This is a genomic window from Leisingera sp. (assembly GCF_034669605.1).
GTDB lineage: Bacteria > Pseudomonadota > Alphaproteobacteria > Rhodobacterales > Rhodobacteraceae > Leisingera.
On the sequence record NZ_JAXMOX010000197.1, the window covers coordinates 1 to 8,299 of the forward strand.

At 63.6% G+C, this 8,299-nt stretch carries 14 protein-coding genes; 4 read left to right on the plus strand and 10 right to left on the minus strand.

From position 1 onward, the window contains the following. Positions 1–142 precede the first annotated feature (142 nt). Complete coding sequence (locus VOI29_RS19780) at positions 143–460, minus strand: phosphoribosyl-ATP diphosphatase (protein ID WP_323782712.1); 318 nt, start codon at positions 458–460, stop codon at positions 143–145. Beyond that, positions 457–1,218 (minus strand): imidazole glycerol phosphate synthase subunit HisF, encoded by a 762-nt coding sequence (hisF, locus tag VOI29_RS19785; protein ID WP_323782715.1) that lies wholly within the window; start codon positions 1,216–1,218, stop codon positions 457–459. Before hisF ends, VOI29_RS19780 begins: the two co-directional genes overlap by 4 nt. A 238-nt stretch (positions 1,219–1,456) precedes the next feature. On the opposite strand from hisF, the gene VOI29_RS19790 reads away from it, so the two are divergent. Next, on the plus strand, positions 1,457–1,903 hold the full coding sequence (locus VOI29_RS19790; RefSeq protein WP_323782718.1) for a DUF302 domain-containing protein: 447 nt from the start codon (positions 1,457–1,459) through the stop codon (positions 1,901–1,903). Positions 1,904–1,933: 30 nt separating this feature from the next. Here VOI29_RS19790 and VOI29_RS19795 read toward each other — a convergent pair whose 3' ends face one another. Together VOI29_RS19795 and hisA are read right to left on the minus strand one after the other, a co-directional pair. Then, complete coding sequence (locus VOI29_RS19795; RefSeq protein ID WP_323782721.1) at positions 1,934–2,224, minus strand: hypothetical protein; 291 nt, start codon at positions 2,222–2,224, stop codon at positions 1,934–1,936. 25 nt (positions 2,225–2,249) lie between these two features. After that, positions 2,250–2,972, minus strand: a complete 723-nt coding sequence (gene hisA / locus VOI29_RS19800; protein ID WP_323782724.1) for a 1-(5-phosphoribosyl)-5-[(5-phosphoribosylamino)methylideneamino]imidazole-4-carboxamide isomerase — start codon at positions 2,970–2,972, stop codon at positions 2,250–2,252. 135 nt (positions 2,973–3,107) lie between these two features. Between hisA and VOI29_RS19805 the strand changes: the two genes are divergently transcribed. Continuing rightward, positions 3,108–3,494: a DUF2147 domain-containing protein gene (locus VOI29_RS19805; RefSeq protein WP_323782727.1), complete on the plus strand. Its 387-nt coding sequence runs from the start codon at positions 3,108–3,110 to the stop codon at positions 3,492–3,494. 2 nt (positions 3,495–3,496) lie between these two features. Here the strand turns inward: VOI29_RS19805 and VOI29_RS19810 are convergent, their stop codons facing one another. Both VOI29_RS19810 and VOI29_RS19815 read right to left on the minus strand, forming a co-directional pair. Continuing rightward, positions 3,497–3,748 carry a WGR domain-containing protein gene (locus tag VOI29_RS19810; protein ID WP_024090764.1) on the minus strand — a complete coding sequence of 84 codons (252 nt, stop codon included), beginning with the start codon at positions 3,746–3,748 and terminating at the stop codon, positions 3,497–3,499. Positions 3,749–3,848: 100 nt separating this feature from the next. Next, entirely contained in the window at positions 3,849–4,385 is a 537-nt protein-coding gene (locus VOI29_RS19815) for a peroxiredoxin-like family protein (protein WP_323782731.1), read from the minus strand. A 102-nt stretch (positions 4,386–4,487) separates the two neighbouring features. Here VOI29_RS19815 and VOI29_RS19820 point away from each other — a divergent pair, with 102 nt between their 5' ends. Next, positions 4,488–5,216 carry an AraC family transcriptional regulator gene (locus VOI29_RS19820; protein ID WP_323782734.1) on the plus strand — a complete coding sequence of 243 codons (729 nt, stop codon included), beginning with the start codon at positions 4,488–4,490 and terminating at the stop codon, positions 5,214–5,216. A 171-nt stretch (positions 5,217–5,387) separates the two neighbouring features. Here the strand turns inward: VOI29_RS19820 and hisH are convergent, their stop codons facing one another. The 3 genes from hisH to hisB form a co-directional block, all read right to left on the minus strand. Next, on the minus strand, positions 5,388–6,026 hold the full coding sequence (gene hisH, locus VOI29_RS19825) for an imidazole glycerol phosphate synthase subunit HisH (protein WP_323782737.1): 639 nt from the start codon (positions 6,024–6,026) through the stop codon (positions 5,388–5,390). 67 nt (positions 6,027–6,093) lie between these two features. Further along, positions 6,094–6,576, minus strand: coding sequence for a GFA family protein (locus VOI29_RS19830; RefSeq protein WP_323782740.1), 483 nt, complete (start codon positions 6,574–6,576; stop codon positions 6,094–6,096). Between the two features lie 52 nt (positions 6,577–6,628). Then, positions 6,629–7,216, minus strand: coding sequence for an imidazoleglycerol-phosphate dehydratase HisB (gene hisB, locus VOI29_RS19835; protein WP_323782743.1), 588 nt, complete (start codon positions 7,214–7,216; stop codon positions 6,629–6,631). 173 nt (positions 7,217–7,389) lie between these two features. On the opposite strand from hisB, the gene VOI29_RS19840 reads away from it, so the two are divergent. Next, positions 7,390–7,629 carry an Lrp/AsnC ligand binding domain-containing protein gene (locus VOI29_RS19840; RefSeq protein WP_323782746.1) on the plus strand — a complete coding sequence of 80 codons (240 nt, stop codon included), beginning with the start codon at positions 7,390–7,392 and terminating at the stop codon, positions 7,627–7,629. A 58-nt stretch (positions 7,630–7,687) separates the two neighbouring features. On the opposite strand, the gene VOI29_RS19845 is transcribed toward VOI29_RS19840, so the two are convergent. Further along, on the minus strand, positions 7,688–8,299 hold a 612-nt coding region (locus VOI29_RS19845; protein WP_323782748.1), incomplete at its 5' end, for an aminotransferase class III-fold pyridoxal phosphate-dependent enzyme.

Genomic DNA, 8,299 nt, shown 5'->3' on the forward strand with positions numbered 1-8,299 from the left:
ATCCTGACCTTTAAGGGCCCGGCAGCGGAGGCTCTGCGCCGCGCAGCGGCGCCACGCCCAAGGCGGAGAGCTTGGCTTGCCGCAGGCAAGTGCATCTGTCCGGCGCGGGAGGCCTGGGCTGCCTGCATGTGTCCGGGACGGATCAGCCCTTGGGGCGGCTGGCCTTCTCGGCGATGCCGCTCAGGCCCTGACGCTCGGTCAGCATCTGCAGGACATCCTCCAGCGCCACATCCCGGGCCGCCAGCATCACCAGGAAATGATACAGTACATCAGCGCCTTCCGAGGCCAGTTTGCCGCGGTCGCCTTTCACCGCTTCAATGATCGCCTCGATCGCCTCCTCACCGAATTTCTCGGCGCATTTTTCCGGCCCCTTGGCAAGCAGCTTGGCGGTCCAGCTGCTGTCCGGATCTGCCCCCTTGCGGGACAGGATGGTGGCTTCGAGATCGTGCAGAATACTCATGACAGCCTCATCGGGATGCCGGCCGCGGCCATGTGCTGCTTGGCTTCCTGGATGGTGTATTCGCCGAAGTGGAAAATCGACGCCGCCAGCACCGCCGAGGCGCCGCCCTTGGTCACCCCTTCCACAAGGTGATCCAGGTTGCCGACGCCGCCTGAGGCAATCACCGGCACATCCACCGCGTCGGAAATCGCCCGTGTCAGCGGCAGGTTGAAGCCCGACTTGGTGCCGTCGCGGTCCATCGAGGTCAGCAGGATCTCCCCGGCGCCCTTCGCTGTGACCAGCTTGGCAAACTCCACCGCGTCGATGCCGGTCGGCTTGCGGCCGCCATGGGTGAAAATCTCCCAGCGGCCCGGCGCCACCGTCTTGGCGTCGATGGCGCAGACGATGCATTGGCTGCCGAACTGATCGGCGGCTTCGGCAATCACATCCGGATTGGCCACGGCCGCGGAGTTGAAGGAGACCTTGTCGGCGCCTGCCAGCAGCAGCGCGCGCACGTCGTCCTTGCTGCGCACCCCTCCGCCCACGGTCAGCGGCACAAAGCACTGCTCGGCGGTGCGGCGCACCACGTCGAACATGGTGCCGCGGTTTTCATGCGTCGCATGAATGTCGAGAAAGCAGATCTCATCCGCACCGGCCGCATCATAGGCCTTGGCCGATTCCACCGGATCGCCCGCATCGCGCAGGCCGACAAAGTTGACACCCTTGACCACGCGCCCGTCGGCGACGTCGAGACAGGGAATGATACGGGTCTTCAGCATGATGCCGTGCCTTTCGAACTGCTTGGCCCCGTGGGTACGCAAACCATGCTGGAATCGCAACAGATATGGCAGCCTGTGCGCGTTTTGGTCCGGGATGCGGGCCGTGGTGTCCAGCGCATTGCGGCGCCCGCTGTATTTTCAGGGCGGCGAGGACACGCCGATGCCGCAGATGTGAATTGCCTGCCGGCGCCCGTTCCCTTGTTTTCGTATCATCACCGTACATTTTGGAGCAGCCGTTATGACAAAACCCCTTATCGTTGCCGGAGCCATCGCCCTCATGTCCGCATTGCCCGCCGCCGCAGACCTGATGCAAATACCCAGCCATAAACCTGTGGCGGAGACCATGGATGCGCTGCAGGCCGCCGTTGAGGGTGCCGGCGCCACCGTCTTTGCCCGCGTCGACCATGGCGCAGGCGCCCGGAAGGCGGAGCTGGAGCTGGGGGCTTCGCAATTGCTGATTTTCGGCAACCCCAAGCTGGGCACCCCTGCGATGCAGGCCGACATGAGGGCGGGCCTTTACCTGCCGCTCAGGGTGCTGGCCTATGAAGATGCGGAAGGCCAGGTCTGGCTGACCTATGAGGACCCGGCTGAGATGCTCTCCGCCCTCGATATCCCCGCGGATGCCGGCTTCATTGCCAAGATGCAGGGCGCCTTGGGCAAACTGACGGCTGCTGCCGCGCAATAGTCCCGGGTGCCGGGCTGGCCTTTCTGTTCCCTACCGGGGCGTGCGGTTGCGGTGGCGGTCGATCGCCACCGCAACTGCCCAAAGAAACCCGCCGCCAAGGGAGGCCGGTCCGAACATCAGCGGCCCCCAAGCGGCAAACAGGCCCAGGGAATAGGCGGTCTCGCTCAGGTCCCGGCCAAGTACCACGCAGGGGGTGGCAAAACCTTCGTTGATGTCGCAGCCAAAGCCAAACCCCAGCAGCATCACACAGGCGATGCACAGCAGCCACAGGGCAATGGGCGCCAGCGCCACGATGGCAAGGATACGGCGGATCAGGCGCATGCGGCCTCCCGGTTCCTGCGCCGTGTCAGCTCTTCAGAACCGCCAGCGCCTCATTCAGATCAATGGCGCCATCATAGAGCGCCCGCCCGGAAATCGCACCATTCAACGGCGCACCGCAGGACTTCAGCGCCCTGAGGTCGTCCAGCGAGGACACGCCGCCCGAGGCAATCACCGGGATGCTGACAGCATTTGCCAGATCGGCGGTGGCCTCCACATTCGGGCCTTTCATCGCGCCATCGCGCAGGATGTCGGTATAGATGATCGCAGCAACGCCTGCGTCTTCAAAGCTTTTGGCGAGGTCGGTGACCATCACGTCCGTCTCTTCGGCCCAGCCTTTGGTCGCGACCTTGCCGTTGCGGGCGTCGATGCCAACCGCGACCTTGCCGGGGAACTCCCGTGCTGCCTCGCGCACCAGGTCGGGGTTCTCCACCGCTACGGTGCCCAGGATCACCCGCGCCAGGCCCTTGTCAATCCAGCGTTCGATGGTCGCCATATCGCGGATGCCGCCGCCCAGCTGGGCGGGCACCTTGGTCTGCTTCAGGATCTCCTCGACCGGTGCGGCGTTCACCGGCTCGCCGGCAAAGGCACCATTGAGGTCCACCAGATGCAGCCACTCGCAGCCCGCCGCGACAAACTCCAGCGCCTGGGCGGCGGGGTTGTCGTTGAACACGGTGGTCTTGTCCATCTCGCCATGCAGCAGGCGCACGGCCTGGCCGTCTTTGAGGTCAATCGCAGGGTAGAGGATCATCCGGGCGGTCCTTGGTAAAGATATGCTGGCGGTGTTTTGCACAACGTAAGGGCAGAATGCAACGCGACCCAAAGTCAACCTTGCTTCAGCGGGCGCATCAGGGACAGGCTGCCTGAAAAACAGGGAGGAATTGGAATGAAACATCTTCTGGCAGGTTTGGCCGTTGGCTTGGGGCTGGCAGGCGCCGCCGCGGCGGATCCGGTGCTGGGCGTTTGGAAAACCCAGCCCGATGACGGTTCTTATGCGCATATCCAAATGGATCAATGCGGCGCCGCCGTCTGCGGCAAGATCGCCCGCACTTTCAACAGCGAGGGAGAGTATCAATCCCCCAACATCGGCAGGACGCTGGTGATTGACATGGTGCCGAACGGCGACGGTTCTTACGAGGGCAAGGTCTGGCGGCCGTCAAATGACAAGGTCTACATCGGCAAGATGGACATGGCCGGCAATAACCTCGCCCTGCGCGGTTGTGTGGCGGGCGGGCTGATCTGTTCGAAACAGACCTGGACCCGGATCGAATAAAGCTAAAGCAGACCCAGCTGCACGGGGATCGGTGCATAGCCACGCTTCATCTGCCGGTCCCGGAAGCGTTCAAAGATCGCCAGCGCCTCAGCTTGCGCGGCAAAATACGCGCGCTTCTGGACCCCGCCCGGCGCATTCAGCGGTCCCGACACACGCTCAACGCACCAGTCGCCGAACAGGGTCGGCGTCAGGCTCAGCTGGCAATAGCGGTGCTTGCCTTCAGTATGGTCGTATTTCTCGAAACGGATGTGCAAGGGGAAACCTGAAGCGCGGAAAAAGGTCCGTCCCGTATGCATGGAAGCGGACCCCTTGTCCATTGCCGGACTCAGCCGATTTTACAGGCTGGCGGCGGTGCTACACAGCACCGGTATACTCGCCGCGCGCCGGGTAGTTGTTGGGGATCGCGAAATCCAGCGCCGCGACCAGCTCGGCGAAATGCGGGCGCACAAACGGCATCGTCTGCACCGCGCCGTAATACAGCGTCTGCTCCGGCGTCACCAGAAACAGGCCGGGTTCGGCAAACAGCGCCGGCTCCTCAATCCCGATCGAAGTCTTGCCGCGCGAGGTCGAGATGTACAGCCCCCAATCCCTGGCCACGGACAGCGGCAGACCGAAACCGAACCGCAGATCCTTGGCGTCGATCTTCTCGGCCATCGCGCGGGTGCGCTCTTCCCCGTCAGTACTGACCGCAATGCAATTGACACCGCGCTCGGCAAAGGCCGCGACCTTCTTTTCGAACTCTTTCAAATAGGTCGCGCAGATCGGGCAGTGCAGCCCGCGGTAGAAACAGATCACGGTGCCGCGTTCTGCCGTTTCCGCAGACAGGTCGAACGGGCCGTGGTCCAGCGTCGGCAGGGTCAGGCCGGGGGTCTTTTGGCGGGGGATCAGCATGGGGTGTTCCTTGTGCGTGATGACGTGAGTGGTGGTTGCTTCTCTGTATCGCGCAGCTTACCGTCGGATAAATCCGAAAAACCTGACTGGAACACCGGAAATATGGACCGCCTCACCACCTTGATCGACCGCTTTCAGCTTGCAGTGCAGGCCGCCGGGCCTGCGGAGTCCAATCTGATTGCGCTGGCAGATGCAGCGGGGCAGCCGGTGCGGATCCTCTATCGCACCAGGGGCGCGTTGGCGGACCCGGCTCCGGGCGCGGTGATGTGGGCTGCGCGGGTGACCTGGTCGGGCAACAGCAATCCGTTCCTGGCGGCGCTGCCGCAGGTGGTGGATTACAGTATCAGCGGCAATGCCGAGGCGCAGGGGCTGGTGCGCCTGATGCGGGACGAATCCGAAGGCCGGCACTGCGGCGCGCAATCGGTGGTCAACCGGCTGGGCGAGGTGCTGATGGTGCGCCTGTTGCGCAACCAGATCCGCAAAGGCGCCACTGAACCGGGGCTGCTGGCAGGCCTCGCGGACCCGCGCCTCAGCCGTGCGATTGTGGCAATGCACGACCGCCCCGGCAGGCTTTGGACCAACGCCGATCTGGCGCAGGAGGCCGGGCTTTCACTGTCGCGCTTTGCGGAACTTTTTTCCACCGAAGTCGGAGAAACCCCGATGGGCTACCTGCGCCGGTGGCGGTTGATCCTGGCCCATCAGGACCTCAGCCGCGGCGACCGGGTCGAGGCGGTGGCGCGCCGCTATGCCTACGGTTCTCCCGAAGGTTTCACCCGCGCCTTTCGCAAGGTCTATGGCGTGGCGCCTGTTTCGCTGAGAAGCGCGGCTTAGGGGGCGCCCGGCCTGAAAGGGCGGAGCAGGCTGCGCTGGGGTATTGAGTATTTTTTGAAAGATGAAGGAGCAGGCTGTGCCATTTCATCTTTCAAAAAATACTCCCTTTACCTGCCCGGCAGGCGGCGTTGCCGCGGTGAGGGGAGGCAACGCCGCGCCAGCGGCGTCCTCTTAGGGCTTCCAGGTCAGAAAGTTGCCGATCATCCGCAGCCCCGTCGCCTGGCTCTTCTCCGGGTGGAACTGCATTCCCACCATCGTGTCCCGGCCGATGACCGCGGTCACCTCACCCGCATAATCCACATGCGCCAGCCGTTCTGCCGGGTTGGCGGCGCGGAAATGGTAGGAATGCACGAAATACACATGGTCGCCGGATGTGATGCCGTCAAACACCGGGTGCCCGGTTTGGATCACCAGATCGTTCCAGCCCATATGCGGCACCTTCAGGGACGCATCTGCCGGGGTGATCTTCACCACATCGCCGCCGACCCAGCCAAGGCCTGGCGTCTCTTGATACTCGTGCCCGGTGGTGGCCATCAGCTGCATGCCGACGCAGATGCCCAGAAACGGGCGGCCCTTCTGCTCCACCGCCTCGACCATGGCGTCATAAATGCCCTTGTGGCCGCGCAGCTCTGCCGCGCAGGCCGGGAAGGCGCCGTCGCCGGGCAGCACCAGCCGGTCGGCCCGCGCCACCACATCGGCATCCGAGGTCACCACGACCTCGCCCGCGTCCAGCTCCCGCGCCATGCGCTGAAAGGCTTTCTCGGCAGAATGCAGGTTGCCGGATTCGTAATCGATGATCGCGGTCAGCATGTACGGGCTCTCCAGGGGTGTGAAACTCGCATGCTGCCTAGCGCAACAACCCGGCGCTGCCAAGCCTTCAGCGGATGTGCAGCACCTCGTGCAGCACCTCCGGCTCCAGCGGCGTGCCATCCGCGGTGGCGGCGTGCTGCCGGAACACCTTGAAGCCCGCCGGAACCATGGCCCCGCGCACCGCGTCGTCGAGAAAGATGAACTTGCTGTTCTCCGGAGTGAACGCGAACCAGCCCGGATCATCGAAGCTGCCCGCATAGACGCCCAGCCGGTCCGGCCAGCGCTCGAAGGTCAGGTGGGTCTTGGTGCCGCAGGTTGCGCAGAAATGCACGTTCACCGCCTTGCCGCTGCCGGCCGAGACATGCACGTAGCGCGATGGCGCCCCTTCGATGATCTGAAAGCGGGTGATGTCGAAAATGGGTTCCACCATTCCCAATGCACCCGTTGCCCGCTGGCAGAAGCGGCAAAAACAGGCCGTCACCCACAGGGGATCACCGCTTACCCGATATCGCAAGCCGCCGCAGAGGCAGCCACCATCATGTGTCGTCATTGCGTCGCCTCCCTGCAGATATCTCTGCAGGGAGCCTAGCACGGATCGGCCGTTACAGCGCGCCCTTGGTCGAGGGGATTGCGTCCGCCTTGCGCGGATCGGTCTCTACCGCCAGCCGTAACGCGCGGGCCACCGCCTTGAACGCCGCCTCGGCGATGTGGTGGCTGTTGAACCCGTGCAGCTGGTCGATGTGCAGGGTGATGCCGCCATGGGTGCTGAGCGCCTGGAAAAACTCGCGTACCAGCTCGGTGTCAAAGGTGCCGATCTTCTGGGCCGGCAGCGCCGCGTTCCAGATCAGGAAGGGCCGCGCCGACAGATCCAGCGCGCAGCGCACCTGCGCGTCATCCATCGGCAGGTGGCACTCGCCATAGCGCCGGATGCCCTTTTTGTCCCCCAGCGCCTGCACCAGCGCCTGACCCAGCGCGATGCCGGTGTCCTCCACCGTGTGGTGGTCGTCGATGTGGTAATCGCCCTTGGCGCGGATGGTCATGTCGATCAGCGAATGGCGCGCCAGCTGGTCCAGCATGTGGTCAAAGAAACCAACCCCGGTCCGGTTGTCATAAACCCCGGAACCGTCGAGGTTGATCTCGACCGAGATATCGGTTTCCGCGGTTTTGCGGGTCACTGTGGCGGTACGCATCGGCGGGCTGTCCTTCGTCAAGCTGCGAGGCGCTTATAGGGCGGGCAGGGGGGCTGGCTCAAGTGCGGCATTGTGCATGGGGGCAATCTGTTGCAGCAATCCCGGTCTCTTGCGCCCGGATGCGGCGCATGCGAGCTTGGAAGCAATTCCTTGACCATCCATGAGGGGCACCCATGTCCACCTGCGTCTTTGTCCAGATCCGCTGCAAACCCGGCACCACCTACAAGGTGGCCGAGGAAATTGCGCTGCGTGAAATCCACTCCGAGCTTTACTCCACCAGCGGCAATTTCGACCTGTTGATGAAGCTCTACATCCCCTCGGGCGAGGATGTGGGCAAATACATCAACGACCAGCTGCTGCAGATCGGGGGGATCGAGCGGTCGCTGACGACAATGACCTATAAGGTCTTCTAAGCAGACGGACAAACGAAACGCCCCGCATTGCGGGGCGTTTTCTTTTGGTCAGGGCAGATCAAGCCGCAAGCAGGCCTTTGTCTTTCAGATCCCCATAAGCGCTGTCGATGGCAGCCTTCAGCCGTGCCAGCATGTCGTCGACCTCATCCTTGGTGATGATGATCGGCGGGCACAGCGCCACCGCATTGCCTGCCACCGCCCGGATGATCAGCCCGTTTGCCTCGCAGGCCTTTTGCGCGGCGGCGCCAGCGGCGCCTTTGTCAAAGCTGGCGCCGGTGGTCTTGTTCGACACCAGCTCCAGCGCCGCGATCAGCCCCTTGCCGCGCACCTCGCCCACCAGCGGGTGGTCGGTGAAAATCTCGCGCAGCTGCGCCTGCATATAGGCGCCGACCTCGGCCGCATGTTCAAACAGGTTGTCGCGCTCGTAGATTTCCAGCGTCTTCAGTGCCGCGGCACAGGCCGCCGGGTGGCCGGAATAGGTGTAGCCGTGGCCAAAGACGCCGACCTCATTGGTCTGATCGATCATTGCCTCATACATCCAGCCGGGAATCACCGAGGCCGAAATCGGAAAATAGGCCGAGCTCAGCTGTTTGGCAAAGGTCATCAGGTCCGGCTTGATACCCATGGCGGTGGAGCCGAAATCAGCACCGGTACGCCCGAAGCCCGTGAT

Bases quoted from the DNA above. Each gene is read 5' to 3' on its own strand.
- VOI29_RS19780 (WP_323782712.1), bottom strand. From the start codon at position 460: ATGAGTATTCTGCACGATCTCGAAGCCACCATCCTGTCCCGCAAGGGG.
- hisF (WP_323782715.1), bottom strand. From the start codon at position 1,218: ATGCTGAAGACCCGTATCATTCCCTGTCTCGACGTCGCCGACGGGCGC.
- VOI29_RS19790 (WP_323782718.1), top strand. From the start codon at position 1,457: ATGACAAAACCCCTTATCGTTGCCGGAGCCATCGCCCTCATGTCCGCA.
- VOI29_RS19795 (WP_323782721.1), bottom strand. From the start codon at position 2,224: ATGCGCCTGATCCGCCGTATCCTTGCCATCGTGGCGCTGGCGCCCATT.
- hisA (WP_323782724.1), bottom strand. From the start codon at position 2,972: ATGATCCTCTACCCTGCGATTGACCTCAAAGACGGCCAGGCCGTGCGC.
- VOI29_RS19805 (WP_323782727.1), top strand. From the start codon at position 3,108: ATGAAACATCTTCTGGCAGGTTTGGCCGTTGGCTTGGGGCTGGCAGGC.
- VOI29_RS19815 (WP_323782731.1), bottom strand. From the start codon at position 4,385: ATGCTGATCCCCCGCCAAAAGACCCCCGGCCTGACCCTGCCGACGCTG.
- VOI29_RS19820 (WP_323782734.1), top strand. From the start codon at position 4,488: ATGGACCGCCTCACCACCTTGATCGACCGCTTTCAGCTTGCAGTGCAG.
- hisH (WP_323782737.1), bottom strand. From the start codon at position 6,026: ATGCTGACCGCGATCATCGATTACGAATCCGGCAACCTGCATTCTGCC.
- VOI29_RS19830 (WP_323782740.1), bottom strand. From the start codon at position 6,576: ATGACGACACATGATGGTGGCTGCCTCTGCGGCGGCTTGCGATATCGG.
- hisB (WP_323782743.1), bottom strand. From the start codon at position 7,216: ATGCGTACCGCCACAGTGACCCGCAAAACCGCGGAAACCGATATCTCG.
- VOI29_RS19840 (WP_323782746.1), top strand. From the start codon at position 7,390: ATGTCCACCTGCGTCTTTGTCCAGATCCGCTGCAAACCCGGCACCACC.